Consider the following 24345-nt stretch of genomic DNA (forward strand, 5'->3'; position numbering starts at 1 on the left):
CATGACTTATCCGCTCCGGCGCGCTTTCGCCGCCATCCTGCTGTTGTTCGCCGCCGCGCAGTGCGCATCCGCCCAGACGCCGCGCAGCGTGATGCTCGAAGACCTCACCTGGACCGAACTGCGCGCCGCGCAGCAGGCCGGCAAGACCACCATCATCATTCCCATCGGCGGCACCGAGCAGAGCGGGCCGGGCGTTGCACTGGGCAAGCACAACGCACGTGCGCTTTTTCTGGCGCGCCGCATTGCCGAGCGTCTCGGCGACGCGCTGGTGGCGCCGGTGGTGGCCTATGTGCCGGAAGGTGCGATCTCGCCGCCGCAAGGGCATATGAAATTCCCGGGCACCATCACCGTGCCGGATGCGGCGTTCGAAGCCAGCCTGGTTTCCGCGGCACAGAGTTTCGCGGCGCACGGTTTCCGCAACGTGGTGTTTCTCGGCGACCACGGCGGTTATCAGAACGATCTGAAACGGGTGGTCGCGCAGCTCGACAAGGCCTGGGCAGGGAAGCCGGTGCATGCCTTCGTGCCAGCCGCTTATTACCAGGCCAGCTCCGACGGCTTCGCCGCGATGCTGCGCCAGCAGGGCTATCGCGACGACGAGATCGGCACCCACGCCGGCCTCGCCGACACCTCGCTGCAACTGGCCGTGGCGCCCGAGATGGTGCGCATGGATGCGTTGAAGCGCGGTCCCAGGCTCGGCGCGGCCGACGGCGTGTTCGGCGGCGACCCGCGCCGTTCCAGCGCGGCGCTCGGCCAGGCTGGCGTCGATGCTATCGTTGCGCGGACCGTGGAAGCGATCCGCCAGGCCACGGCCGGCCGCTGATCGCACGGCCGGGCTTTCCCTCTCCCTCGAAGAACAATACGGAACTCCCCCATGAAGTCTCGTTCCCTTTGCGCGCCGCGGCTTGCCATCGTTGCAGGCGCGCTGGCCGGTCTTGGCCTTTCCTTCGCCGCGCCGGCGGCGCCGGTGCAGACCGTAGCGGGCATGCCCGCGGTGATCAATCCGGCCAACATGTACACCGAAGCGCGCGCCGGCAATTTCAGCCCGGCGGTGAAGGGCGCGCTGCAGCGCATCTACGTGCCCAACCTGCGCTCCGATACGGTGTCGGTGATCGACCCGGCCACTTACAAGGTGATCGACACCCTGCCGGTGGGCCGCAGCCCGCAGCATGTGGTGCCGGCATGGGACCTGCAGACGCTGTGGGTCACCAATAACGCCGAGGGCCGCAACGACGGCAGCCTCACCCCGATCGACCCGAAGACCGGCAAGGCCGGCAAGGCGATCGAAGTGGACGATCCGTACAACATGTACTTCACCCCCGACGGCAAGGAGGCCATCGTGGTGGCCGAAGCGCACGCGCGCCTGGACTTCCGCGATGCGCACACCATGCAGCTGCGCAGCAAGCTCGAGGCGCCGGAGTGCAAGGGCATCAACCACGCCGATTTCTCCATCGACGGCCGCTACGCCATCTTTACCTGCGAATTCGGCGGCAAGCTGGTCAAGATCGACATGGTCAACCGCAAGGTGCTGGGCTATCTCGACCTGAATGCCAAGGGCATGCCGCAGGACATCCGCGTCTCGCCCGACGGCAAGGTGTTCTACGTGGCCGACATGATGGCCGACGGCGTGTACCTGGTGGACGGCGACAGCTTCACCAAGATCGGCTTCGTCAAGACCGGCATCGGCACGCACGGCCTGTATCCCAGCCGCGACGGCAGCAAGCTGTACGTCGCCAACCGCGGTTCCAACCACGTGCACGGCGAGCGCCGCGGCAACAAGAAGGGCGTCAACAAGGGCAGTGTGTCGGTGATCGATTTCGCCACGCGCCAGGTGGTGGCCAACTGGCCGATCCCCGGCGGCGGCAGCCCCGACATGGGCAACGTGAGCGCCGACGGCAAGACGCTGTGGCTGTCGGGCCGCTACGACGACCTGGTCTATGCCTTCGACACCAGCACCGGCGCGGTGCGCAAGATCAAGGTCGGCGCCGAGCCGCACGGCCTGGCGGTGTGGCCGCAGCCGGGCCGCTATTCGCTGGGGCATACGGGCATCATGCGCTGAGTTGCGCTTGCTTTTATTGGTTTTGGGTCAGCCAAAGCCGCGATGGCGTAGGTTGGGGTGAGCCGCAGGCGAACCCCAACACCTAGGGCGCATCGGGCGCGTCGCATCGTTGGGGTTCGCCTGCGGCTCACCCCAACCTACGCCGGTTGTCATGGGGTGAGAAAACCGGGCTTCTTCGCTTTCGGCAGCTGCTTGATTTCCCATTCCGCGCGCGACGCCGCTGCCCGGTCCGGATAGCTCTTCGACCCCAGCAACCGCAGCGGCGGGTGCGACCGCGTATACCGCGCGCCCTTGCCATCGACATGCGCCCGGTACCTCGCATCGAGGTCATTGGTGATCCCCGCGTAGTACGACCCATCGCGGCATTCGATCAGGTAGAGAAACCAGGGGCGTTCGTCGCTGGGCACGGCGCGGGCGGTAGGAGGGCGGCGGGCGATATAATCGCCGACCGCCTACTTCGCAGGAACCCCGCCATGTCCGACATCCACGCCTGTCCGCGCTGCGGCATGGAGAACACTTACCCGGACGGCGACAACTACGTCTGCGCCGACTGCGCCCACGAATGGCCCATCGCTGCCGCTGCCGCGCAGGAAGAAACGCTGGTGGTGCGCGACGTCAACGGCAATGTGCTTGCCGCCGGCGACACGGTGGTGGTGATCAAGGACCTCAAGGTGAAGGGTTCTTCGATTCCGCTGAAGCAAGGCACGGTGATCCGCAACATCCGCCTGGTCGACGGCGATGCGGAACATATCGAAGGCCATTCGGACAAGATCAAGGGCCTGGTGCTGAAGGTCTGCTTCCTGCGCAAGGCCTGAGCCGGCATGGCGCCGCGGTCCGCATCACGGAACCGGCGCTAAAGAAACCCCGGGCGCGGCCGATAGCGCGGTAATCGCCAACCGTCCGGAAGCCTGCCGCCCCATGCAAAAAACGCCCGCCCGCCTGAGCGGCAACCGCGTCGACTGGGACGACGAGCGCCTGTCGGCCCTGCTGAAGAAGACCGAAGGCTGGACTCTGGACAACCGCGACACCGCCGAGCCGCTCGACGTGCAACTGCACGTGGGCTGGGGCGCCTCATCGGGGCGCCACGCCAGCCTCGTATGGGAGCGCGATCAGGCCGTGGTGCTGGTGACCGGCTTCGCCATTCCGGTGGGCGAGCATGTGCGTATCGACCGCCATGCCGGCGAAGAAGTGCGCAGCGCCTGGGGTGTGGTGGTGGACGGCCGCGAAGGGTTCCGCGCCGAGGACCGCGAGGCCGGCGCCTGGGTGCATTGGGTGCATGTGCGCTAGGGCCTGATTTCGCTGCCGGGCGGCTGCGCTGTTCACCCAAACCCGGCGCGAAGGCGGCACAATCGGGCGCATGCCGGTCCCGATCGCGAGGTGACGCGCCCATGTCCTTCCAGAAGCCCCCGTCCAAGTGGAACGCCAACCAGGTCGACTGGTCCGATCCCGACCTGAAGGCGCTGCTCGACCGCTCGGAAGGCTGGACCCTGGACAACCGCAGCGGCTTCGAGGCGCAGCGGGTGGAAGTGCATATCGGCTGGGGCGCCAGCGGCGGCCGGCCGGCCCTGCTGGTATGGGAGCGCGGCCAGGCCCTGGTGCTGGAAACGCAGTTCCCCATCGCCAAGGACGAGAAGTTGCGCATCGACCGCCATACCGCCACCGGCCTGCGCAGCGTGTGGGGCGTGGTGGCCGACGGGCGCAAGGGCACCCGCACGGACGACGAGGAAAACAACATCTACGTGCACTGGGTGCACACCCAGTAAAGCGAGGCGCACCGGCGGCAGCCGGCGCGCCCCCGGCTCTTACGCAGCCGCCTTGCGGATCTGCTCCAGGTCGATCTTCTGCATCTGCATCACCGCGCCCATGGCGCGCGCGGCCTTGTCCTGCTCCGGGCCGGTCATCAGCGTGATCAGTTCTTCCGGCACGATCTGCCACGACAGGCCGTAGCGGTCCTTCAGCCAGCCGCACTGGCTTTCGGCGCCGCCGTCGGCGATGAGGCCGTTCCAGAAATGGTCGATCTCCTGCTGCGAGCGGCAATGCACCACCAGCGAGAACGCTTCGGAGAGCTTGAAGATCGGGCCGCCGTTGATCGCGGTGAACGACTGGCCGTCCAGTTCGAACGCCACCGTCATCACGTCGCCTTCCTTGCGTCCGGCCGCCTGCGCCACTTCCCTGGTGTAGCGCGCCACGTGGGTGATGCGCGAGTTCTCGAACAGCGACACATACAGCTGGGCGGCCTGCTCGGCCTGGTCGTTGAACCACAGGAACGGGGTGATGCGCTGGAAGCGGGCGGTCATGGCTGGATCCTCTTGAGTGGATGGCAAAGGGCGCCGCGGTGGCGTTCCATCCAGGCGACGAACCAGGAAAAGCGAAATCGACAAGGGGACGGAAAAATATTTCCGCCCCCTGCGCCGCGAGCTTCAGCGCGCGAAATCGATCCCGGCCAGGCCTTGCGCCTTGGCCTGCGCCAGCACGTGGGCCACCGCCTGGTAGGCGGCGCCGTCGGCGGCATTGATGACCAGGCGCGGCGGTGCGGCCTGCTGCGCGGCGACGGCCAATTGTGTGTCGAGCTGCGCCTGGTCGATCGGCGTGTCGTTCCAGTACAGCGAACCGTCGGCCTGGATCGCCAGGCGGATCGGCTCGGCCGCCGGCAGCGCCTTGCCGCCGGCGGTGGGCAGGTCGATGCGGGTGCGGTGGGTGATCACCGGCGCGGTGATCATGAAGATGATCAGCAGCACCAGCAGCACGTCCACCAGGGGCGTGACATTGATGTTGGAGATGGCACTGCTTTCGGCACGGACAGAGAAAGCCATGTTCTTCCTCCTGGGCGAAGCGTCGATGTGGACTTGCGGATGCCGCAGCCAATGGGGGATGCCGCGGCGAGTGCAGGTTACTGCGGCGCACGCGGAGCTTGCCATGGGGGGCGCCGCGGCCACGCGGGATGAACCATCCGGGACGGGGCCAGTCTCATCGTGGTGGTCATGAAGCAGATGAGGTGCGCGGCAGTGAAGAAGCAGCAGAACTCGTACGGTGCGTGGCTGGTGGCGGTGGTCGTGGTGGCGGCGGCGATTGCGGGCGGCGTGTATCTCTGGCGCAAGGGACTGCAAGGCGCGCAGGAAGCGCCGTCCGCTCCGGCCGCCGCGGCGAGCAGCGGGATGCCGGCGCCGCCGTCGTCGGCGATCGGCCATCCCATCGCCGATGCGGGGCCGGCGTCTGCCTCCACCGCGCCGCTGCCTGCGCTCGACGGCAGCGACGGCACCGTCGCCGACGAACTCGCGCAGCTGGGTGGCGACGACCTCACCGGCCTGCTGCTGCGCGAGCAGATCATCCCGCGCATCGTCGCCACCGTGGATGCGCTGCCGCGCCAGAGCGTGGCCACGCGCATCCTGCCGCTGCGCACGCCGCGCGGCGCCTTCGCGGTGGACGAACAGGAAGGCAGCATCGAACTGTCGCCGCGCAATGCGGAACGCTATGCGCCCTACGTGCGCGTGGCCGAGGCGGTGGACGCGCGCAAGGCGGTGGCCTGGTACGTGCGCTACTACCCGCTGTTCCAGCAGGCGTACCGCGAGCTGGGCTATCCGCGCGGCTACTTCAACGACCGGCTGGTCGCGGCGATCGACGACATGCTCGCCGCGCCCGACAGTACTGTGCCGGTCGCGCTGGTACGCGGCGATACCTATTACCGGTTTGCCGATCCTTCCCTGCAGGGGCTTTCCGCGGGGCAGAAGCTGCTGCTGCGGATGGGGCCGGAGAATGCGGCGAAGGTGAAGGCGAAGCTGCGGGAGATCCGCGCGGCGCTCGCAGGACAAGCGCCGCAGCGGGGAACTCTTCTCCCCTCCGGGGAGAAGATGCCGGCAGGCAGATGAGGGGCGGGTGCTCGCGGTAGCGCTGCTGCGGAGCAAGGAAAAGCTTTGAGCGCTTTGTACGACCCTCAGCTCACCGCTCCGACCGGCCCCTCACCCCAGCCCTCTCCCCGGAGGGGAGAGGGGGGTATGTTGAGGTGATCGGGATGTGCAGCCCCCAGACCGAACTCTTCAGCCCTCTCCCCGAAGGGGAGAGGGGGCAGAGTGCTGGCACTTTGCGACGTTTCTTATCGCTGCTCGCCAACAGCGTGCTGTAAAGTCCTTGGCCGTCCCGCGGCGCAAGGCAGCTCGACGGGCTTGCATTTCTATACTTTCTGGTTCAATAATTCGCGCCTCGCCGAGGCTCCCATTGCTGCCGCCACGCCAGCCCGTCCTGGCCGTTCCGGCTGCTCCGCCCCGGCCACCCGCTTCCGCTCTCGCAAGGAAACCCCACCCCATGAATACCCGGCTTTTCGGGGCGGCGCTCATTCTGGGCCTGCTGTCGGCCATCGGGCCGTTCGCCATCGACATGTACCTGCCGGCGCTGCCGACCATCCGCGAGGCGCTGCATACCGACGTCGACACCGCGCAGCTGAGCCTGATGGTGTTCTTCGCGGCGGTGGGCATCGGCCAGCTGATCTACGGGCCGGTATCGGACATGGTCGGCCGCAAGCCGCCGATCTACTTCGGCCTGGTGCTGTTCGCGCTGGGCAGCATCGGCTGCGCGATGGCGCCGGACATCCACACGCTCATCGCGTTCCGCTTCGTGCAGGGCCTGGGCGCCTGCGCCGGCATGGTGATCCCGCGCGCGATCGTGCGCGACATGCACACCGGCCACGACGCCGCGCAGCTGATGTCGCTGCTGATGCTGGTGTTCAGCGTGTCGCCGATCCTGGCCCCGCTCACCGGCAGCCTGGTGATCCGCCTGGCCAGCTGGCGCGGCATCTTCTGGACGGTAGCCGTCGCCGCCGTGTTCGGCCTGGTGCTGGCGGCGACCGCGCTGAAGGAAACCCGGCCGCGCGAAGCGCGCGTGGCGAGCAACGTGCGCAGCGCGCTGTCGGCCTACGGCACCCTGCTGCGCGATCCGCACTACCTGGGCCTGGTGTTCATCTGCTCGTTCGGCGTGGCGAGCTTCTTCGCTTATCTGGCCAATTCGTCCTTCGTGCTGATCGACCACTACGGCCTGTCGCCCACCCTGTACGGCCTGGCGTTCTCGGTCAATGCGGTGGCGTTCATCGGCGCGGCGCAGTTCACCGGCGGCCTGGGCAAGCGCTACGGCCTGCCGCGGCTGGTGCGCACCGCGGTGGTGGGCTACAGCGTGGTGATGGTGGCGCTGCTGCTGCTCAATCTCGCCGGTATCGACAACCTGGGCGTGCTGATGGCCCTGCTGTTCGTCGGCTATGGCTTCCTCGGCCTGGTGATGCCCAGCTCCGCCGTGCTGGCGTTGGAAGAGCACGGCAAGATCGCCGGCACCGCCTCGGCCCTGCTCGGCACCATCCAGTTCGGCACGGGCGCCGTGGTGATCGGCGTCGTCGGGCGTTTCCTGGATGGCACGGCGCGGCCGATGCTCGCCGGCATCGCGGCCTGCTCGGTGATCGCGCTGGTGCTGGCGCAGCGCACGCTGCGCCACCGGCCCGCACCGGTGGCGGAAGCGTCGGCGGACTAAACGATCAAGTCAGCACGGTGTGGGCGTGGAACGGCAGCAGGGTGGCGCCGGTCCGCGCCACCGCCGGTTCGGCCAGTTCGAGCTTGTCCTTGCGCGCATCGAGCACCACCAGGATGCGGCCGGAGGCGATCTCGTCGCGGAAGCGGCGATGGATCACGTCCGGCACCTCGCTGCCGATCAGCGCGCCGGTCCAGCAGCCCACCGCGGCACCGGCCACCGCCGCGAAGCCGGCGCCCGCCAGGGGCACGCCCAGCGGCGGCACGGCGGCCGCCAGCAGGCCCAGCAGCAGGCCGGAACCGCCGCCGCAGGCCACGCCGCGGATCGCCGAGGGCACGAAGTCGGTGCGGCCGGTCATGCGGTGATCGGGGATCCTGGCCAGCTCGATATCGTCGCGGGCGACGAAGCAGATGTCGCTGTCGTCGATACCGGCGTCGAGCGCGGCGCGCATCGCGGCGCGCGCCGCGTCCACATCGGGCGTGCTGAATACGCAGCGGGTCTTCATGGCGACCTCCCGCCGGCGAACCGGCGCGGTGAGCCCCGCGCGGTGCGGTCGTCCGGGCCGCCGCGCGAGGCGTGGCTTCCTGCCGCGTATTGTTGGCCTGCTTGAGTAAGCAGGGCGTGCGCTGCTTGTTATCGCCGCGTGGCGCCCCCGGCGCCGCATGGCTTGCGCTAAGGTGCGCGCCGATGCACAGCGGATGCCGCCATGACACCGAACGTCTTTGACTCGCCCCAGCTGGACCTGCTGGGCGGCCAGGCCGAGCCCGCGCAGACCCACCGCCTGTTCTTCGCCCTGCTGCCGGACGAGGCCACGCGCGCCGCTTTCGCCGGCGTCGCCGACATGCTGAAAGCCGGCCAGCCCGGCCTGCGCCTGCGCTGGGTGTCGCCGGCGCGCTACCACGCCACCGTGCATTTCCTGGGCGACCATCCGATGCTGCGCGACGACATCGTGCAGGCCGCCACCCGCGCCGGCGATGCGCTGCAGGCCGGTGCCTTCGAATGGACGCTGGACTACGCGGCCAGCTTCCACGGCCGCGAACCGCCCTGCATCCTGCGTTCGCGCGAGGTGCCCGCGCCGCTGCTGCAGCTGTGGAGCCAGCTGCGCGAAGGCCTGATCCGCGCCGGCCAGGGCGCGCATCTGTCGCGCACGTTCACCCCGCACGTCACCCTGGGCTACAGCCGCGGCGGCCTGCTGCCGGAGCTTCCGGTGGGGCCGCTGGCCTGGCGCGTGCAGCAGCTGGCGCTGGTGCACAGCGTGGTCGGGCAGGGCGATTACCGGCTGCTGCACAGCTGGCCGCTGGCCTGAGCGGAGGTGCCGAAGGTCCTGGCTCCCGGCCCGCGGTTTAGGCGCACAATGCCGCTCCCAACCCACCGCGGAGTCCCGTCATGCGCACGACCGTTCTCGCAGCGTTGATCGTCCTCGCCCTGCCGCTGGCCGCCGCGGCACAGCCGCCGAAACCCGCCGGCGCCATGCCCGCCAACGTCGCCGCCGCGGTCGCCGACCCGGCGCGCAAGGCGGACGCCGCCAACGACGCGCGCCGCAAGGGCGGCGAGCTGCTGGCCTTCGCCGAAGTGAAGCCCGGCCAAAGCGTGGTCGACCTGATTCCCGGCGGCGGCTACTTCACCCGCTTGTTCAGCGCCGCCGTCGGCGACGGCGGACATGTCTACGACGTGTGGCCCAACGAGTATGCGCAGGAAGCCGATTCCGACGTAAAGGCCTCCAACGCGCTCGCCGCGCAGCCGCACTACAAGAATGTCAGCGTGCTGCTGCAGCCGGGCAACCAGTTCAGCGTGCCCAAGCCGGTCGACATGGTGTTCACCTCGCAGAACTACCACGACTACCCGGACAAGTTCATGGGCAAGATCGATCCGGCCGTGCTCAACAAGCAGGTGTTCGATGCGCTCAAGCCCGGCGGCCTGTTCGTGATCGTCGACCACGTGGCCGAAGCCGGCTCCGGCATGCGCGACACCGACACCTTGCACCGCATCGATCCGGCCATCGTCAAGAAGCAGGTGGAAGCGGCGGGCTTCGTGTTCGACGGCGAAAGCAACGTGCTGCGCAATCCCGCCGATCCGCACGACATCAAGGTCTTCGACAAGGCCATACGCGGGCATACCGATCAGTTCGCGTACCGGTTCCGCAAGCCGGGTTGAGCGCTTGAGCGGCTCTGAAGAACAAGCGCCGGGAGGCTCCGCGCCTCCCGGCGATCCACGGCCGGTAAGGCCCATCGAACCCGACGCGCTCGACTGCTGCGGCGAGGGCTGCGTGCCCTGCATCTACGATCTGTACGAAGCGGCGCTGGACCGCTACAAGGCGGCGCTGGCGGAATGGCTGGAACGCCATCCGGAAGCGCCCAAGGATCAGTAGCCTTTTTCGCGCGGCACCGAATCGAACTGGTGCTGCAGATCCTGCTGGCAGCGCGCGACCTGCGCCGGTGCGAAGCGCGCCGGCCAGGCTTCGCTGAGATCGGGCATGGCGTCGAGCGCGCGATGATCGCGCAGCAGCTGCGCCATCGACAGATAGTGCGCCACGTGCAACGTCTTGCCGAGCGGAGACAGCGTTTCCGGCGCCTGTTCCTGCGCATGTTCGGACAGCGCCTGGATCACCGCGTCCGGCAGTTCCCAGTGGCGCGCGGCGCGCAAGGTCAGGCTCGCGCCCAGCTGGGCGCAGCCTTCGAGGAAGGCGGGGCTCAGCGTCTCGGGCGCGGCAATCTCTTCCATGCTCAGCAGATGGATCACCGCACCGGTGCCGGTATTGCACACGATGCCGGCCAGGTAAGCCTCGAATGGATCGCAGCCGGCGAACTTGCCGAGAAACGCGCTGGCATGCGCGCAGCGTTCGGCGTGATCCCACAGCCGCTGTCCCGCCACCAGGCCGTGCACGCCGGCGCTGGCCTGCAGGATCGGTTTCATCATGTGCTGGGTCGCCACGCGGCGCAGCCCGTCCTGGCCCAGCAGCACCACCGCGTGCTGCAGGCTCTGGATCGAATGCAGGGTGCGGTAGTAGATGCTGCGGCTGACCCGCATCACTTCGCCGACCAGCATCGGATCGCGCCCGACCAGGCGCGCCAGCTCGGCGCCGGCCACGTCGTCGTTCTTCAATGCCAGCAGCAGCTGCGGCAGCACCGCGGGCAGGCGCGGCAGGCTGCGCACGTCGAAGCGCTCGGCCACGATCTGCAGGCGCCGCAGCAGGGCGGCCTCGTTCGGGTTGGCGCCCTGGCGCGCGTCGGGCAGGCCGAGCATGAAGCGCTGGAAGCGTTCGGCCAGCGCGGCCAATTCCGGCGCGGGGGCGGGCGCAGGCGCTGCCAGCGGAGCGGCCGGCGCCCTGGCCGGGCGCTGGAACTGCGCGCGCGCCAGCGGCTGTACGGCGGGCAGGGGCGAGGGGGCGAAGAAGCGCCTTAGCCAGTACATCGTGTGGTTCTCCCCTGCTGCCGCGGACGCGGTCTCCCCGCCGGGTTATCGGCTGCCCGGATCGAAGCTGTAGAGCATGGGCCGCCCGCGTCGCCGGCTCTGCAGGCCGGTCGACATTTTCTGTACCGGGGAGGCTGGCAATGCCCCGGTCCGCCCCCAGATCGGGAGCTTCGCCGCGAGGACACTCCATGATTCCGTTTTCCGTACTCGATCTGGCGCCGGTCACCCAGGGCAGCACGCCGGCGCAGGCCTTCGCCAACAGTCTGGACCTGGCCCGCCTGGCCGAGCGCCTGGGCTACCGGCGTTACTGGCTGGCCGAGCACCACAACATGCCCGGCATCGCCAGCGCCGCCACTTCGGTGCTGATCGGCCATATCGCCGGCGGCACCTCGAGCATCCGCGTCGGCGCCGGCGGCATCATGCTGCCCAACCACGCGCCGCTGCAGGTGGCCGAGCAGTTCGGCACGCTGGCTTCGCTGTATCCCGGCCGCATCGACCTGGGCCTGGGCCGCGCGCCCGGCACCGACCAGCCGACGGCACGCGCGCTGCGCCGCTATTACGAGAGCGCCGATGCGTTCCCCGAAGACGTGCAGGAGCTGCTGAGGTATTTCCAGCCGGCGCAGGCCGGCCAGCCGGTGCGCGCGGTGCCCGGCGCGGGTATCGACGTGCCGGTGTGGATCCTCGGCTCCAGCCTGTTCGGCGCGCGCCTGGCCGCGGCGCTGGGCCTGCCGTATGCATTCGCTTCGCACTTCGCGCCGGATGCGATGGACGAGGCACTGGCGTTGTATCGCCGCGATTTCCGCCCGTCGGAACACTTGGCGCGGCCGCACGCGATGCTCGGCATCAACGTGATCGCGGCCGAAAGCGATGCGCAGGCGCGCAAGCTGTTCACCACCCAGCAGCAGAGCTTCATCAATCTGCGCCGCGGCATGCCGGGGCTGATTCCGCCACCGATCGACGACATCGAGAGCTACTGGACGCCGACCGAGAAGTTCGGCGTGGAGCGCGCGCTGGCCTGTTCGGTGGTGGGCGATGCGCGTTCGGTGCGGGAGGGCTTGCTCGCGTTTATCGGGCGTCACCAGCCGGATGAGCTGATGATCACGGCGAATGTGTTCGAGCATGCGCTGCGCCGCAGGTCGTACGAGATGGTGGCGGCGATCCGCGAAGAACTCACCGCCGCGGCCTAGGCGGATCAAGCCGGCGTAGGTTGGGGTGAGCCGCAGGCGAACCCCAACATCGCAACATCCAAACGCACCGCATTGTTGGGGTTTGCCTGCGGCTCACCCCAACCTACGCCGTGCGGTCGACGCGTTTCTGCAGCGCCATCGCCGCCGCCGGATTCAGATGCTTCGCCGCACTGATGAAATAAACGAACACATCGCGCGGCTCCGCCTTCGCCAGCGGCGCCGCGAAATGCGGCAGCTCTTCGCAATCCTCGCCACGCGCCCAACGCTGCGCACGATCCGCCCACTCGTCCAGCGCTGCCGCCGGATAACCCGTCGCCTCGCCATCCGCACTGCGCATCAACCGCGCATAAGCGAAGTCTCCGGTCAGGTCGGCGATATTCGGATACTCCGGCGAGTCGGTGTACACGGTGGGAATACGCCGCTCACGCGCCAGCGCCACATACGCATCGCTGAGAAAACTGCGATGCCGCACCTCCAGCACGTGGCGCAGCGGCTTGCCGTTCAACTGGCGCGGCAGCAGGTCGAGAAACGCGGCGATGTCGTCCGCGTCGAACGCGCGCGACGGCGGCAGCTGCCACAGGATCGGCCCCAGCCGGTCGCCCATTTCGGCCAGGCCGCCGTGCACGAAACTGTCGATGCCTTTGCCGGTGGCCGCCAGGCGCTTGCCCTCCGTGACATAGCGCGGCGCTTTCAAGGAAAACACGAAGCCTTCCGGCGTCTCCGCCGCCCAGCGGCCGTAGGTCTCGGCCTTCTGCGCACCGTAGTAAGTGCCGTTGATCTCGATCGCGCGCAGGTGCCGGCTGGCGTATTCCAGCTCGCGCCGCTGCACCAGTCCTTCCGGGTAGAAATTCTTGCGCCAGGGTGCGTAGTTCCAGCCGCCGATGCCGGTGCGGATGCGTTCGGCGCGGGGCGTGGCGCTGCTGAAGAGATCGTCCATCGGGTCGGGTCGCTGGCTTGGCGGGGCGCGGTGGCGGGGCGGCGATGATGCCATGGCGGCGCGTGAACCCGCGGTCGTGACTTCAGGCACGCGCCGCGCGCCGGGGCGAAGCGTATCCAGGCGCATCGCCGTTACGGCATCGACGGATCCGTCCATGAAACCGTTCGCTTACGCCCTGCTGTCGCTGGGTCTTGCCGTGGCGGCGAACGCCGTGGCCGATACACGCGACACCGTGCCGGAAATCTTCGCGCCGGGCGTGGTGTCCGGCCCGGCCAACGAAGACTCCGCCGCGTTCTCGCCGGACGGCCACACCGTGTTCTTCGACCGCATCAGCTGGCCGAACGCGGTGATCCTGGAATCGCACAAGATCGGCCACGCCTGGTCCGAGCCGCGCATCGCACCGTTCTCCGGACAATGGCTGGACCACGATCCGGCGATGGCGCCGGACGGCTCCTTCATCGTGTTCACCTCCAACCGTCCCGACACGCCCGGCGGCAAGGCGCTGGATGGCGTGATGGCGAACGGCAAGGTGCAGCATGCGGCGGGCGGGCATCTGTGGCGCGTCGAGCGCAAGGGCGACGGCTGGGGCGAGCCGGTGCGGCTGCCGGATGCGGTCAACAGCAGCACGCGCACCTATGCGCCGAGCGTTGCCGCCGATGGCAGCGTGTATTTCCAGCGTCCGGGCGACGACGACGAGTTCCGCCTGTACCGCACGCAGTACCGCAACGGCACCTACGAGGCGCCGGAGCTGGTGGTGCTGGGCGACGCGGCCGCGCACAAGCTCGATCCGGCGATCGCGCCCGATGAGTCTTTCATCGTGTTCGACGCCGATTACGCGGGGAAGGGCAAGGCCGACCGCCTGTACATCGCCTTCCGCGAAGGCAGCGGCTGGGGCGCGCCGGTCGACCTGGGCGATGCGGTCAACGTCGGCGACCCCTGGGGCGCGCACCTGGGGCCGGACGGCCGCACGCTCTACTTCAGCAGCCATCGCGCGGAGAAAGTGAGCTATCCGCGTTCGCATGAGCAGGCCGAGAAGGACCTGGCGCGCATGCAGGCCTGGGACAACGCCAGCGAAAACATCTGGTCGGTGTCGCTGGCGCCGTGGCTGGAAAGCCGCGGCAAGCCCGCGCACGACTGAGTTGGCAGGCGCCCCGCGGCGGCTGTGACTTTCCGCGCTGGCGCCGGCGCGGCTTTGCCGCGATAGTTGGCCGCTTTCGCCAAGCTGGAGCCGACGATGTCCCGACGAGTCCTGTCCCCGCGCCTGGCCTGCTGCGCCGCGCTGCTGGCCTTTGCCGCTTCCCCGGTCTGGGCGCAGCCGCCGCTGCCCGATAGCGCGCCGGCCGCCTCCGCCAGCGCGGCGCTGCCCGCGCAATTGCAGGACTTCACCGCCTACGTCGACAGCGCGCGCAAGCAGTTCGAGGTGCCGGGCATCGCGGTGGCTATCGTCAAGGACGGCAAGGTGGTGCTGGAGCAGGGCTTCGGCGAGAAAGAGGCCGGCAAGTCCGGCGCGGTGGATGCCCACACGCTGTTCGCCATCGCCTCCAACACCAAGGCTTTTACCGCCGCCTCGCTGCAGATCCTGGCCGAGCGCGGCAAGCTGAAGATGGACGACCGCGTGATCGACCATCTGCCGTGGTTCCAGATGTCCGACCCGTACGTCACGCGCGAGATGCGCATCCGCGACCTGCTCGCCCACCGCAGCGGCTTAGGCTTGGGCGCGGGCGACCTGCTGTACTGGCCGCCCACCAAATACAGCACCAGGGAAGTGGTGCAGCGCCTGCGCGAGGTGCCGCTGGCCACCAGCTTCCGCAGCGCCTACGCCTACGACAACATCCTGTTCGCGGTGGCCACGCTGGTGATCGAGGAAACCTCCGGCCAGAGCTACGCCGACTTCGTGCGCGACAACCTGTTCAAGCCGGTAGGCATGGACGAGTCGCTGGTCGACATGACCTATCTGAAGCCCGGCATGGACGTGGCCATGGGCCACGCCAAGTTCGATTTCAAGGACCTGAAGCCGGTGCCGCCGATGGCCTGGGTCAACAACCCCGGCGCCGGCGGCATCTATGCCAGCGTGCACGACCTGGCCAAGTGGATGAACGTGCAGCTGGCCGGCGGCGCGCTGCCGGACGGCAAGCGCCTGTTCAAGGAAGAAAGCCAGAAGCAGATGTGGTCGATGCTCACGCCGATGCGCATCGGCGAACCGCCGGTGCCGGAACTGGCCGCGGTCAAGCCGAACTTCGCCGGCTACGGCGAGGGCTGGTTCCTGACCGACTACCGCGGGCAGCGCCTGGTGTGGCACACCGGCGGCTGGCCGGGCATGGTCTCGCGCCTGACCCTGGTGCCGGAGCTGAAGCTCGGCGTGGTGGTGCTGACCAACCAGGAATCCGGCGCCGCGTTCAACGCGGTCACCTATCGCGTGCTCGATGCGTACCTGGGCCGCGACAAGACCGATTGGGTCGCCGCGTATGCCGCCGCGGTGAAGAAGTCCGAAGACAAGGCCGACGACAGCTGGAAGAAGCACGAGGCCGCGCGCGACAGGAACGGCAAGCCCTCGCTGGCCGTCGCCAGGTATGCCGGCACCTATCGCGACCGCTGGTACGGCGACGTCGTGGTCGCGCAGCAAGGCGGCAAGCTGCGCCTGACCTTCAGCAAGACGCCACAGCTGGTGGGCACCATGACGCCGTGGCAGCACGACACCTTCGTGGTGCGCTGGGACGACCGCTCGCTCAATGCCGACGCCTTCGTCAGCTTCACCCTCGATGCCGACGGCGCGATCCGCGAGGCGCGCATGGAGCCGATCTCGCCGCTCACCGATTTCAGCTTCGACTTCCAGGACCTGCGCCTGGCGCCGGTGAAGAACGCCAAAGACGATTGAACCCCGGCGGCGGCGCAGGGGCTGCGCCGCCGTCTTCCCCATCCGGTTTTCAGGGAGAACGCCATGCTGCTTCGCCGTCCCGTCGCCGCCGCGCTGCTGGGCCTTGCGCTCATCGGCAGCGCGCAGGCCCGCAACGATGCGCCGGTTGCGCATCACTATGTCCAGGTGCAGCTCGGCGGCGCGCAGACCGCGCCGGTCGGCGGGCGCCTGCTGCTGTTCGTCACCAGCGCCGCGGCGGCCAAGGCCGAGGCGAAGGACGGCAAGGTGGAGGAAGTCGACGTCAATCCGCTGCATCCGGACCAGACCCTGGTGGCCGCGCGCGAAGTGGCGCGGCTGGCGCCCGGCGACACGGTCAGCCTGGATGCCGACGACATCGCCTTTCCCGGCCCGCTGGCCAAGCTGCCGGCCGGCGACTACCTGGTGCAGGCGGTGCTCGATGCCAACCACAACTACAACTACAGCGGGCGCGGCGCGGGCGACGTGGTCAGCGAGGTGACGCCGGTGCATCTGCCGGCGGCGACGCTGCCCGTGCTGCAGTTGAGCAGGACGCTGCCGGCGCGCGAAGCGTGGACCTTGCCGCCGTCCGCCTCGAAAGACATGCGCGATGCGATGGCTGCCGCGCGCGAGCATGCGCAGCCGATCGATTTCGTCAGCCCCGCGCTGTCGGCGTTCTGGGGCCGGCCCATCCATATGCGCGGCTGGGTGCTGCTGCCGCCGGACTACGAGGCGAAGAAGGCCGAGCGCTATCCGGTGGTGTACTACACGCACGGCTTCGGCGGCGGCGGCGACCGCCTGTACGGCCCGATCGCCAACAGCTACGCGGCGACCGCCAAGGGCGAGATGCCGCCGATGATCTGGGTGTTCCTGGACGAGTCCAGCCCCACCGGCACGCACGAATTCGCCGACTCGGTGAACAACGGCCCCTGGGGCAAGGCGCTCACCGAGGAGCTGATCCCGTCGCTGGAAAAGCAGTACCGCATGGACGGCAAGGCGCGGGGCCGCTTCCTCAACGGGCATTCCTCCGGCGGCTGGGCCACGCTGTGGCTGCAGACGCGTTATCCGAAGGTGTTCGGCGGCACCTGGTCGACGTCGCCCGATCCCAGCGACTTCCACGATTTCACCGGCGTGGACCTGTACCTGTCCGATGCCAATGCCTTCCGCAAGCCGGACGGTTCGGCCAACCCGCTGATCCGCGACAAGGGCAAGGTGCTCGCCACCTTCGAGCAGTACGCCAAGCTGGAGCGCGTGCTCGGCGAATATGGCGGCCAGCTCGCCTCGTTCGACTGGGTGTTCTCGCCGCGCGGCGCGGACGGGCGTCCGCAGCCGATGTTCGATCGCGATACCGGCGCGGTCGATCCGGCGGTGGCGGCGTACTGGATCGAGCATTACGACATCGCGCACCGCCTGCAGAAGGAATGGCCGGCGTTGAAGCCGGACCTGGACGGCAAGATCCACCTGATCGTGGGCACCGCCGATACGTTCTACCTGGACGGCGCGGCACATCGCCTGAAGGCCGTGCTCGACGGACTGCATGCGAAGGCCGAGGTGCGCTTCATTCCGGACCGCACGCATTTCGATCTGTACGTGCAGGGCGACGACCGCTGGGCCTTGCTCAAGCAGATCACCTGGGAGATGTACGGCATCGCGCGTCCGGGTTCGACGTTGAAGCCGCCCGCGAAATAAGGTGTGCGGCGTAGGTTGGGGTGAGCCTTCGGCGAACCCCAACGATGCGATGCGTCTGGATCGGGCCATGTTGGGGTTCGCCTCCGGCTCACCCCAACCTACGCCAGCCGGTTTGCGACGGGCGGATGAAAGCCCTGCGCAAGAGCTTGCGAAACAGCACGATGAATGATGAACGCGCCATGCCCCCACGCATGGCGCGTTGTTTTTTTTGATGCATAGTCGCGCCGCGTGCGCCGGTCGGCGCATGTGTTTCGCGGCGGCATGGGGGCAAGGGCGGCACCCGCGGCGAAGCAACGGAAGGTCAATCGCGCTGGAGGGAGTACAGATGAAATCGTTCGTTTCGATCGCAGTGATGGCGGCCTGCCTGTTGGCCGGTCCGGCCGTGTTCGCGCAGCAGGCGTCGGCGCCGGCCGGTTCCACCGGCCAGTGCAAGGACGGCAGCTACACCGATCACGCCACCAAGAAGGGGGCCTGCTCCGGCCACAAGGGCGTGAAGGAGTGGTACGCCGCGGCCGCCGCGGCTGCGGCTGCCGCACCGGCGGCTGCGCCTGCTGCCGCGGCTCCCGCCGCACCCGCGCCGACGCCGCAGGCTGCTCCCGCCGCACCGTCGGCACCCGCCGCCGCGGCCGCGCCGAAGAAGCCGATGCCGATGCCGCCGTCGCCCAACTCGCAGCCGGCGCCGGGCGGTGGCCCGGGCATGGTGTGGGTGAATGCGAGCAGCAAGGTCTATCACTGTCCGAGCGACAAGTGGTACGGCAAGACCAAGCAGGGCTCGTACATGAGCGAAGCCGATGCGAAGGCCAAGGGCTATCACGGCGATCATGGCAAGGCTTGCACGCCGTAACCGCGTAGCGTCGCGGCGTTGAAAACAGAAAGGGCTGGCGTTTCCGCCAGCCCTTTTTTGTTTGGTACATGCCGCGCGCTATCCAGGCCGTCATCCCGGCGCAGGCCGGGATCCAGTGGCGACACCGCCCGGTGATGACGCGGCGCCACCAAGCCAGCATTGGGACGTAAGCACGACAGCGTGCAAGGTGGTCGTTACTGGATCCCGGCCTGCGCCGGAATGACGCACCAGGGCAGGCCGTTTCGTTTTTTGTGTTGCGCGACGTTGGGGTTCGCTGCGCTCACCCCAACCTGCGTCACTTCACTACCGGCAGGCTGATCGCGCTCAGCGTCCCCGGCGCGTGCCACACGCGCTGCGTCGCCTTGCGGTAATCGCCCGGCCTGGCGTCGAAGATGTTCGGCACGAAGGTCTGCGGATTGCGGTCGTACAGCGGGAACAGCGTGGACTGCACCTGCACCATGATGCGGTGGCCGGGCTGGAACACGTGGTTCACCGTCGGCAGGCCGAAGCTGTACAGCAGCGGCTGGTCCGCGGCGATCGCCTGCGGATGCTCGAAGCTGGTGCGGTAGCGGCCGCGGAAGATATCCAGCGAGATCGGCAGCTCGTAGCCGCCCATGTCGGGGTCGGAGGCCACCGTGTCCGGATACACGTCGATCAGCTTCACCGCCCAGTCGCTGTCGGTGCCGCTGGTCGACGCATACAGGTTCACCTGCGGCGCGCCGCCGACGTGCAGCGGCGCCGTCAGCGGTTCGCTGACGTAGGTGAGCACGTCCGGACGGCCGTCGACGAAACGCTGGTCGGTGACCAGCCAGCGCGTCCACGCATCGTGGTCGGCGAAGTGCACCGGGCGCGGCAGGTACGGCACCGGCTTGGCCGGATCGGAGACGTATTCGTCGTACTTCGACGCACTGCCGGCCGGCGCCTCGAACGAGAGCTTGCCATCGGCTTCCAGGTACAGCGCCTTCGGCTTGCTGGCGCAGCCGCTGTCGCAGCTGAGCGGCCAGGTCTTGAAGCGGTCCCAGCGGTTCTCGCCGGTGTTGTAGATCAGCACCGGCGGCGTGTTCGCCTTCGGCGCGCCGTCCACCAGGTACTGGTCGAAGAACGGCTTGAGCACGTCGCGGCGGAACTGCAGGGCGGTGTCGCCGTCCCACTTCAGCGGGCCCAGCGAGGTGCCGTCGTAGTTCACCTGGCTATGGCGCCACGGGCCCATCACCAGGAAGTTCTTGTCGTTGCCCTTGTCCTTCGGTTCGGTCGCCTCGTAGCTGTGGATGGCGCCCCACATGTCTTCCTGGTCCCACAGGCCTTGCAGCCACATGGTCGGCACCTTCAGCGGCTGCTGCGCCATGATCTTGTCCAGCGCCTGGCCCTGCCAGAACGCGTCGTAGGCGGGGTGCTCGTCCAGCTTCTTCCAGAACGGCAGCTGCTCGAAGCCGTTGGCGCGCGCGTAGTCGCCGGCGGAGCCGGCTTCGAGGAAATTGCTGTAGTCGTCGTAGCCGTCGCGCGGCGCGGACGAGCCCTTGCCCTTCTGCGCGGTCTGGCCGCGGATATAGTCGAAGTTGGTCTGGCGGTAGGCGCCGTAGTGGAACCAGTCGTCGCCCATCCAGCCGTCGACCATCGGGCTTTCCGGCGCGGCCACCTTCAGCGCCGGATGCGGGTTGATCAGCGCCATCACCACGGTGAAGCCTTCGTACGACGAACCGAGCATGCCGACCTTGCCGTTGGATTCGGGCAGGTTCTTCACCAGCCAGTCGATGGTGTCGTAGGCGTCGGTGGAGTGGTCGACTTCGCTGGAGTTGAGCGGGCCGCGCAGCGGGCGCGTCATCACGTAATCGCCTTCGGAGCCGTACTTGCCGCGCACATCCTGGAACACGCGGATATAGCCGCCGCGCACGAACACTTCGTCGCCCTGCGGCAGCTCGGCCAGCATGCTCGACGACTCCAGCCGCGCGGCGCGGCCGCTGGCGTTGTACGGCGTGCGGGTGAGCAGGATCGGCGCATGCCTGGCGCCCTTGGGGATCACGATCACGGTGTGCAGCTTCACGCCGTCGCGCATCGGGATCATCACCTCGCGCTTGACGTAGTCGAAGCCCGTGGTGGGCGATTCGAACTTGGCCGGGATGTCCGGCGTGAGCGGCGCGGTCTGCGCCTGGGCAAGGCCGGCGCCGAGGACGGCGGCGAGCGCGGCGGCAAGAAGGAGCGGGCGGCTGATCGACATGAAACCTCCAGGCAGGGCCGCAAGGCGGTCCATCGCGGGCGGCGTGAAGGGGATGGGAGAATGAACGCCGACTTTACGGTCATCGCCGGATGGTGCCCACCATGACTTCTTGCCTATGGCTTGCGTCGCTTCCGGGACTGGTGCCGTATGCGCAGGATCGGAACCGCGGCGGCGGAGTAGTGCGCCGATCCTGGGCGGCGCCACCTCACGGAGAGCCAGCATGAAAGACCAGACCCGCCACCGCTACGTGCAAGGCATCGAGCGCGCGGTCGCGCTGCTGCAGCGCGCCGTCGACAGCGGCGCCGAACTGCCCGACCCGGGCCAGCTGGCCGAAGCGGCGCATCTGTCGGCCTTCCATTTCCACCGCATCTACCGCGCGCTTACCGGCGAAACGCCCGGCGGCACGGTGCTGCGGCTGCGCCTTCTGCGCGCGCTGAAGCTGCTGGCCGATCCCGCGCAGCCGGTGACCGATGCCGCGCTGGCGGTGGGCTATGAAACGCCGCAGGCGTTCGCGCGCGCGTTCCGCCAGGCCTATGGCGCCTCGCCCAGCGAACTGCGCGTGCAGCCGGAGCGCGTGGCGCAGGCGATCGAGCAATCCAGCCGCGCGCCGACGCCTGCGCACGAAGCGCCGGAGCTGCGCGTGGAAGTGGTTTCGATGGAGCCGTTCCGGGTGATCGCGGTGCGCCATCGCGGGCCGTTCGACGGCCTGGACAAGGTCTATCTGCGGCTGTTCGAGTGGGCGGCCACGCAGGGCCTGGTGGAGCACGTCAGCGGCGTCTACGGCGTGCTGCACGGCGATCATCGCGACGCGCCGCCGGAAGGCGTCGATTTCGACTGCGCAGTGGCGTTCGATCGCCCGGTGGAACCGGGCGCGGGCCTGATCGCCGAACAACTCGGCGGCGGCCAGTGGGCGCGCTATCGCCACGTCGGCAGCTTCGACCTGCTCGACGACGCCACCGACGCGCTGCTCGCGCACTGGCTGCCCGGCAGCGGCCGCGAGCTGCGCGACCTGCCGTTCTTCCATCACTACCTGGACGACCCCGAGCAGACACCGGAAGCGTTGCTGCGCACCGACATCTACCTGCCGGTGGCATAGGGCGTCAGCTGGCCGGCGGCGTGGCCGGCGGCGGCGCGCCGAACTGCGCGTCGACGCTGGTACGCGATTCCGATGGCGGACGGCGCAGCACCATGTCCTGCGGCGTCGACATCGGCAGCTGCGCGTTGGCCAGCCGCTCGAGCATCTCGAACAGCAGGTCGCTCTTCACCGCGGCGACTTCGCGCGGGCTGCCGACATAGGCCGTGCACACGAAGATCAGCGACTGCCCGTCGATGGTGTCCAGCTGCACGCTGGGCTTGGGCGTTTCCAAGGTGGAGGGGTGTTCGCCCATCGTGCCCAGCAGCACCTTGCGCGCCTTGCCGGCGTCGGTGCTCAGCGGCAGCGGCAGGCGGATCTGCACGCGGCCGAGCGCGCCGGCCTGGGTCACGTTGCGCACGTTCTGGGTGATCAGCTGCGAGTTCGGCACGATCACGGTGGAGCGGTCGCCCTGCTGGATCTCGGTGGCGCGCACGTTGATGCGCTTGATGTCGCCTTCCACGCCCGCGCCCGGCAGGCTGACCCAGTCGCCGACCTTCACCGGCCGCTCGGCCAGCAGGATCAGGCCCGAGATGAAGTTCTGCACGATCGCCTGCAGGCCGAAGCCGATGCCCACCGACAGCGCCGAGGCCACCCAGGTGATGCTCTGCAGGTCCACCTTCAGCGCGCCCAGCACCAGCACGAACACCAGCACGCCGCAGACGTAGCCGAGCAGGGTGACGATGGACATCTGCATGCCCGGGTCCAGCGCGGTCTTCGGCAGCAGCTGCTGCGACAGCCAGCGCTTGACCAGGCGGATCGCCGCCACGCCGGCCATCAGCACGCCGAGCGCGCTGAAGATATTGCCCGGCACGATCGACAAGGTGCCGATGGTGCGCCCGGCGAACAGCTGGCTGCCGCGTTCGAACAGTTCCTCGGGGCCGGCGTTGTAGGGCGACAGCAGCGAGGAGATCGCCAGCAGCAGCAGGAGCGCGCGGGTCACCCCGGACAGCACCACCGCGGCCTGCTCCATCCGCACGGGCGATACGCCGAAGGATTCGTGCATGCGCGAACCGGTGCGCGAATCCGGCGAGAGCAGGCTCTCGAACACGTCGTTGAGCAGATGCATCAGCAGGTACACGGTGCCGACGATCACGCCGCCGCGCAGCATCTGCCGCGCCTCGAAGAAGGCGAGGGCGATATAGCCGGTGAGCAGGCTCAGCGCCAGCGTGACCACGCCGGCGAACGCCACCGCCACCAGCAGGCCCACCCACAGCGGCCGCTTGCCGGGCGCGGTGCCGGCGGCGAGCAGGGCGCGCCGCGCGCGGCCCATGCGCAGCAGCGCCGCCGCGATCAGCCCCGCTACCAATAGCGAGAGCAAGCCGTTGACGGCCACCGTGGCCGACAGGGATGCGGAAACCTGCGCGGTGATGCGCTCGGCCAGCCCGATCAGCAAGGTGCACCAGGCCAGCAGCGGCGGGAACGGACGCAGGCGGCGCGCGAGATCGTCGCTCAGCGCCGGCATGCGCCACGACGGACGGCCGGAGCTGAGCAGCGCGCGGCCCAGGCCGGCGATATACGCGGCGATCCAGGCCAGCATCACCAGCGATGCGAACAGCCCGCCGATCTCCTCGCCCAGGGTGCCGTTCCAATCCAGCCCCAGGTACAGCAGATAGGCGGCGAAGCCGAAGGTGAGCGTGGTGCCCAGGGTGATGAACAGCGCCAGCGCGCTGCGGCGCAGATGGCCGGCCGGCATGCGGTCGCTGGTCAGGCGCAGCAGCGCCTGTTCCAGCAGGCGGCGGCCCACCGCGAACAGCGCGATGGCGGCCAGCGTGCAGATAAAGAACGGCGTGCGGTTGCCGGGCTGCCAGGCCTTGCTCATCGCCGTCCAGGTATCGCGGCCCAGTTCCGCCAGGCCGGCGCGGTCGTCCGGCGCATTGCGCGACAGCGAGGACCAGAACGCGAGGCTGAGCGGCGAGGAGGTGCGCTGGCTGAGCCGCGCTTCGAACAGCTGGCGGCGCAGCCCGACGATCTGCCCGGCAAGCTGGGCGCTTTCCAGGCTCACCGTCTTGGCCTGCTTCATCTGCGCATCGAGATCGGCCTTGTCCTTGCCCAGCTGCTTGCGCTGGTTGGCCACCTCCGGCGGTTCGCCGGGCTGGCCTTTTTCCGGCGCGGGCCCGAGCACGTCGAGCTTGGCTTTCAGCGCATCGGACTGCGGCGACAGCGAGGCGACCAGCTGATCGGCCTGCTGCTGCAGTGCCTGCGCGCGCGAGCGCAGGTCCTGCAGGGCGGTGTCGCCGAGCTTGTCGGTGTCGGCCAGCGTCTGGCGCAGCTGCTCGAGCTGGCCGTTGAGCTGGTCCACGGTGACCGGTGCGGCGGCGGCGGAGGACGGTGCATCGGGAGCGTCCTGGGCCAGGGCCAGGGAGCCGCCGCCGATGGCGAGGATGAGGATCAGCGCGATGCGAAGCAGGATGGACATGGCGGCATGATCCGGAGGCATGGGTGTACGGTCAATCAAGCCTGCGCCTTTTTTCTTGACGGGGTGTTCAGCGCCCCGGCG

Annotated in this window: 24 protein-coding genes; 16 read left to right on the plus strand and 8 right to left on the minus strand. The window is 68.8% G+C overall.

The genetic code is table 11. From position 1 onward, the window contains the following. The first annotated feature begins 1 nt into the window (after position 1). Positions 2-820: a creatininase family protein gene (locus tag FHW84_RS07990; RefSeq protein WP_167254192.1), complete on the plus strand. Its 819-nt coding sequence runs from the start codon at positions 2-4 to the stop codon at positions 818-820. A 51-nt stretch (positions 821-871) separates the two neighbouring features. Further along, complete coding sequence (locus tag FHW84_RS07995) at positions 872-2056, plus strand: YncE family protein (RefSeq protein WP_167254194.1); 1185 nt, start codon at positions 872-874, stop codon at positions 2054-2056. A 149-nt stretch (positions 2057-2205) separates the two neighbouring features. Here FHW84_RS07995 and FHW84_RS08000 read toward each other — a convergent pair whose 3' ends face one another. Next, positions 2206-2463, minus strand: a complete 258-nt coding sequence (locus FHW84_RS08000; protein WP_167254196.1) for a GIY-YIG nuclease family protein — start codon at positions 2461-2463, stop codon at positions 2206-2208. A gap of 66 nt (positions 2464-2529) precedes the next feature. On the opposite strand from FHW84_RS08000, the gene FHW84_RS08005 reads away from it, so the two are divergent. The 3 genes from FHW84_RS08005 (at position 2530) to FHW84_RS08015 (ending at position 3819) form a co-directional block, all read left to right on the plus strand. After that, positions 2530-2871 (plus strand): zinc ribbon domain-containing protein YjdM, encoded by a 342-nt coding sequence (locus tag FHW84_RS08005; protein ID WP_167254198.1) that lies wholly within the window; start codon positions 2530-2532, stop codon positions 2869-2871. A gap of 103 nt (positions 2872-2974) precedes the next feature. Next, positions 2975-3343: a hypothetical protein gene (locus FHW84_RS08010; RefSeq protein ID WP_167254200.1), complete on the plus strand. Its 369-nt coding sequence runs from the start codon at positions 2975-2977 to the stop codon at positions 3341-3343. A 101-nt stretch (positions 3344-3444) separates the two neighbouring features. Further along, a complete protein-coding gene (locus FHW84_RS08015; protein WP_167254202.1) occupies positions 3445-3819 on the plus strand; it encodes a hypothetical protein in 375 nt (124 codons plus the stop codon). A 39-nt stretch (positions 3820-3858) separates the two neighbouring features. Here FHW84_RS08015 and FHW84_RS08020 read toward each other — a convergent pair whose 3' ends face one another. Beyond that, on the minus strand, positions 3859-4353 hold the full coding sequence (locus tag FHW84_RS08020; protein ID WP_167254204.1) for a VOC family protein: 495 nt from the start codon (positions 4351-4353) through the stop codon (positions 3859-3861). A 123-nt stretch (positions 4354-4476) separates the two neighbouring features. Beyond that, complete coding sequence (locus FHW84_RS08025; RefSeq protein WP_167254206.1) at positions 4477-4869, minus strand: biopolymer transporter ExbD; 393 nt, start codon at positions 4867-4869, stop codon at positions 4477-4479. A gap of 168 nt (positions 4870-5037) precedes the next feature. Between FHW84_RS08025 and FHW84_RS08030 the strand changes: the two genes are divergently transcribed. Continuing rightward, positions 5038-5922, plus strand: coding sequence for a DUF3014 domain-containing protein (locus tag FHW84_RS08030; RefSeq protein ID WP_243867993.1), 885 nt, complete (start codon positions 5038-5040; stop codon positions 5920-5922). A gap of 433 nt (positions 5923-6355) precedes the next feature. Continuing rightward, positions 6356-7564, plus strand: coding sequence for a multidrug effflux MFS transporter (locus tag FHW84_RS08035; RefSeq protein ID WP_167254208.1), 1209 nt, complete (start codon positions 6356-6358; stop codon positions 7562-7564). Positions 7565-7568: 4 nt separating this feature from the next. On the opposite strand, the gene FHW84_RS08040 is transcribed toward FHW84_RS08035, so the two are convergent. Further along, positions 7569-8066 carry a hypothetical protein gene (locus tag FHW84_RS08040; RefSeq protein ID WP_167254210.1) on the minus strand — a complete coding sequence of 166 codons (498 nt, stop codon included), beginning with the start codon at positions 8064-8066 and terminating at the stop codon, positions 7569-7571. 201 nt (positions 8067-8267) lie between these two features. Between FHW84_RS08040 and FHW84_RS08045 the strand changes: the two genes are divergently transcribed. The 3 genes from FHW84_RS08045 (at position 8268) to FHW84_RS08055 (ending at position 9929) form a co-directional block, all read left to right on the plus strand. Continuing rightward, complete coding sequence (locus tag FHW84_RS08045; protein ID WP_167254212.1) at positions 8268-8867, plus strand: 2'-5' RNA ligase family protein; 600 nt, start codon at positions 8268-8270, stop codon at positions 8865-8867. 80 nt (positions 8868-8947) lie between these two features. Continuing rightward, a complete protein-coding gene (locus FHW84_RS08050; RefSeq protein WP_167254214.1) occupies positions 8948-9715 on the plus strand; it encodes a class I SAM-dependent methyltransferase in 768 nt (255 codons plus the stop codon). A gap of 4 nt (positions 9716-9719) precedes the next feature. Next, complete coding sequence (locus tag FHW84_RS08055) at positions 9720-9929, plus strand: oxidoreductase-like domain-containing protein (RefSeq protein WP_167254216.1); 210 nt, start codon at positions 9720-9722, stop codon at positions 9927-9929. Here FHW84_RS08055 and FHW84_RS08060 read toward each other — a convergent pair. Next, on the minus strand, positions 9923-10972 hold the full coding sequence (locus tag FHW84_RS08060) for an HDOD domain-containing protein (protein ID WP_167254218.1): 1050 nt from the start codon (positions 10970-10972) through the stop codon (positions 9923-9925). The genes FHW84_RS08055 and FHW84_RS08060 overlap by 7 nt on opposite strands. 188 nt (positions 10973-11160) lie before the next feature. On the opposite strand from FHW84_RS08060, the gene FHW84_RS08065 reads away from it, so the two are divergent. Then, the gene (locus tag FHW84_RS08065; RefSeq protein WP_167254220.1) at positions 11161-12159 is read left to right on the plus strand and encodes an LLM class flavin-dependent oxidoreductase; all 999 of its coding nucleotides are present in this window, start codon (positions 11161-11163) and stop codon (positions 12157-12159) included. A 103-nt stretch (positions 12160-12262) separates the two neighbouring features. On the opposite strand, the gene FHW84_RS08070 is transcribed toward FHW84_RS08065, so the two are convergent. Then, a complete protein-coding gene (locus FHW84_RS08070) occupies positions 12263-13096 on the minus strand; it encodes a DUF72 domain-containing protein (RefSeq protein ID WP_167254223.1) in 834 nt (277 codons plus the stop codon). Positions 13097-13250: 154 nt separating this feature from the next. On the opposite strand from FHW84_RS08070, the gene FHW84_RS08075 reads away from it, so the two are divergent. From FHW84_RS08075 to FHW84_RS08090, 4 genes are all read left to right on the plus strand, one after another. Beyond that, the gene (locus FHW84_RS08075) at positions 13251-14234 is read left to right on the plus strand and encodes a PD40 domain-containing protein (RefSeq protein ID WP_167254225.1); all 984 of its coding nucleotides are present in this window, start codon (positions 13251-13253) and stop codon (positions 14232-14234) included. Positions 14235-14330: 96 nt separating this feature from the next. After that, positions 14331-15971, plus strand: coding sequence for a serine hydrolase (locus FHW84_RS08080; RefSeq protein WP_167254227.1), 1641 nt, complete (start codon positions 14331-14333; stop codon positions 15969-15971). Positions 15972-16034: 63 nt separating this feature from the next. After that, positions 16035-17654 carry an alpha/beta hydrolase-fold protein gene (locus FHW84_RS08085; protein ID WP_167254229.1) on the plus strand — a complete coding sequence of 540 codons (1620 nt, stop codon included), beginning with the start codon at positions 16035-16037 and terminating at the stop codon, positions 17652-17654. A 325-nt stretch (positions 17655-17979) separates the two neighbouring features. Continuing rightward, entirely contained in the window at positions 17980-18498 is a 519-nt protein-coding gene (locus FHW84_RS08090; RefSeq protein WP_167254231.1) for a DUF3761 domain-containing protein, read from the plus strand. 295 nt (positions 18499-18793) lie between these two features. On the opposite strand, the gene FHW84_RS08095 is transcribed toward FHW84_RS08090, so the two are convergent. Next, a complete protein-coding gene (locus FHW84_RS08095; RefSeq protein WP_167254233.1) occupies positions 18794-20713 on the minus strand; it encodes a CocE/NonD family hydrolase in 1920 nt (639 codons plus the stop codon). Positions 20714-20933: 220 nt separating this feature from the next. On the opposite strand from FHW84_RS08095, the gene FHW84_RS08100 reads away from it, so the two are divergent. Further along, the gene (locus FHW84_RS08100; RefSeq protein ID WP_167254235.1) at positions 20934-21809 is read left to right on the plus strand and encodes a GyrI-like domain-containing protein; all 876 of its coding nucleotides are present in this window, start codon (positions 20934-20936) and stop codon (positions 21807-21809) included. Positions 21810-21813: 4 nt separating this feature from the next. On the opposite strand, the gene FHW84_RS08105 is transcribed toward FHW84_RS08100, so the two are convergent. Beyond that, a complete protein-coding gene (locus FHW84_RS08105) occupies positions 21814-24264 on the minus strand; it encodes a DUF3772 domain-containing protein (protein ID WP_167254237.1) in 2451 nt (816 codons plus the stop codon). Positions 24265-24345 lie beyond the last annotated feature (81 nt).

It is taken from the genome of Dyella sp. SG562 (genome assembly GCF_011759495.1).
In the GTDB taxonomy this organism is placed as follows: domain Bacteria; phylum Pseudomonadota; class Gammaproteobacteria; order Xanthomonadales; family Rhodanobacteraceae; genus Dyella_D; species Dyella_D marensis.

Bases quoted from the DNA above. Each gene is read 5' to 3' on its own strand.
- FHW84_RS08060 (WP_167254218.1), bottom strand. From the start codon at position 10,972: ATGTACTGGCTAAGGCGCTTCTTCGCCCCCTCGCCCCTGCCCGCCGTA.
- FHW84_RS08065 (WP_167254220.1), top strand. From the start codon at position 11,161: ATGATTCCGTTTTCCGTACTCGATCTGGCGCCGGTCACCCAGGGCAGC.
- FHW84_RS08075 (WP_167254225.1), top strand. From the start codon at position 13,251: ATGAAACCGTTCGCTTACGCCCTGCTGTCGCTGGGTCTTGCCGTGGCG.
- FHW84_RS08025 (WP_167254206.1), bottom strand. From the start codon at position 4,869: ATGGCTTTCTCTGTCCGTGCCGAAAGCAGTGCCATCTCCAACATCAAT.
- FHW84_RS07990 (WP_167254192.1), top strand. From the start codon at position 2: ATGACTTATCCGCTCCGGCGCGCTTTCGCCGCCATCCTGCTGTTGTTC.
- FHW84_RS08085 (WP_167254229.1), top strand. From the start codon at position 16,035: ATGCTGCTTCGCCGTCCCGTCGCCGCCGCGCTGCTGGGCCTTGCGCTC.
- FHW84_RS08090 (WP_167254231.1), top strand. From the start codon at position 17,980: ATGAAATCGTTCGTTTCGATCGCAGTGATGGCGGCCTGCCTGTTGGCC.
- FHW84_RS08040 (WP_167254210.1), bottom strand. From the start codon at position 8,066: ATGAAGACCCGCTGCGTATTCAGCACGCCCGATGTGGACGCGGCGCGC.
- FHW84_RS08095 (WP_167254233.1), bottom strand. From the start codon at position 20,713: ATGTCGATCAGCCGCCCGCTCCTTCTTGCCGCCGCGCTCGCCGCCGTC.
- FHW84_RS08070 (WP_167254223.1), bottom strand. From the start codon at position 13,096: ATGGACGATCTCTTCAGCAGCGCCACGCCCCGCGCCGAACGCATCCGC.
- FHW84_RS08020 (WP_167254204.1), bottom strand. From the start codon at position 4,353: ATGACCGCCCGCTTCCAGCGCATCACCCCGTTCCTGTGGTTCAACGAC.
- FHW84_RS08080 (WP_167254227.1), top strand. From the start codon at position 14,331: ATGTCCCGACGAGTCCTGTCCCCGCGCCTGGCCTGCTGCGCCGCGCTG.
- FHW84_RS08100 (WP_167254235.1), top strand. From the start codon at position 20,934: ATGAAAGACCAGACCCGCCACCGCTACGTGCAAGGCATCGAGCGCGCG.
- FHW84_RS08005 (WP_167254198.1), top strand. From the start codon at position 2,530: ATGTCCGACATCCACGCCTGTCCGCGCTGCGGCATGGAGAACACTTAC.
- FHW84_RS08015 (WP_167254202.1), top strand. From the start codon at position 3,445: ATGTCCTTCCAGAAGCCCCCGTCCAAGTGGAACGCCAACCAGGTCGAC.
- FHW84_RS08050 (WP_167254214.1), top strand. From the start codon at position 8,948: ATGCGCACGACCGTTCTCGCAGCGTTGATCGTCCTCGCCCTGCCGCTG.
- FHW84_RS08010 (WP_167254200.1), top strand. From the start codon at position 2,975: ATGCAAAAAACGCCCGCCCGCCTGAGCGGCAACCGCGTCGACTGGGAC.
- FHW84_RS08045 (WP_167254212.1), top strand. From the start codon at position 8,268: ATGACACCGAACGTCTTTGACTCGCCCCAGCTGGACCTGCTGGGCGGC.
- FHW84_RS08035 (WP_167254208.1), top strand. From the start codon at position 6,356: ATGAATACCCGGCTTTTCGGGGCGGCGCTCATTCTGGGCCTGCTGTCG.
- FHW84_RS08030 (WP_243867993.1), top strand. From the start codon at position 5,038: ATGAAGCAGATGAGGTGCGCGGCAGTGAAGAAGCAGCAGAACTCGTAC.
- FHW84_RS07995 (WP_167254194.1), top strand. From the start codon at position 872: ATGAAGTCTCGTTCCCTTTGCGCGCCGCGGCTTGCCATCGTTGCAGGC.
- FHW84_RS08105 (WP_167254237.1), bottom strand. From the start codon at position 24,264: ATGTCCATCCTGCTTCGCATCGCGCTGATCCTCATCCTCGCCATCGGC.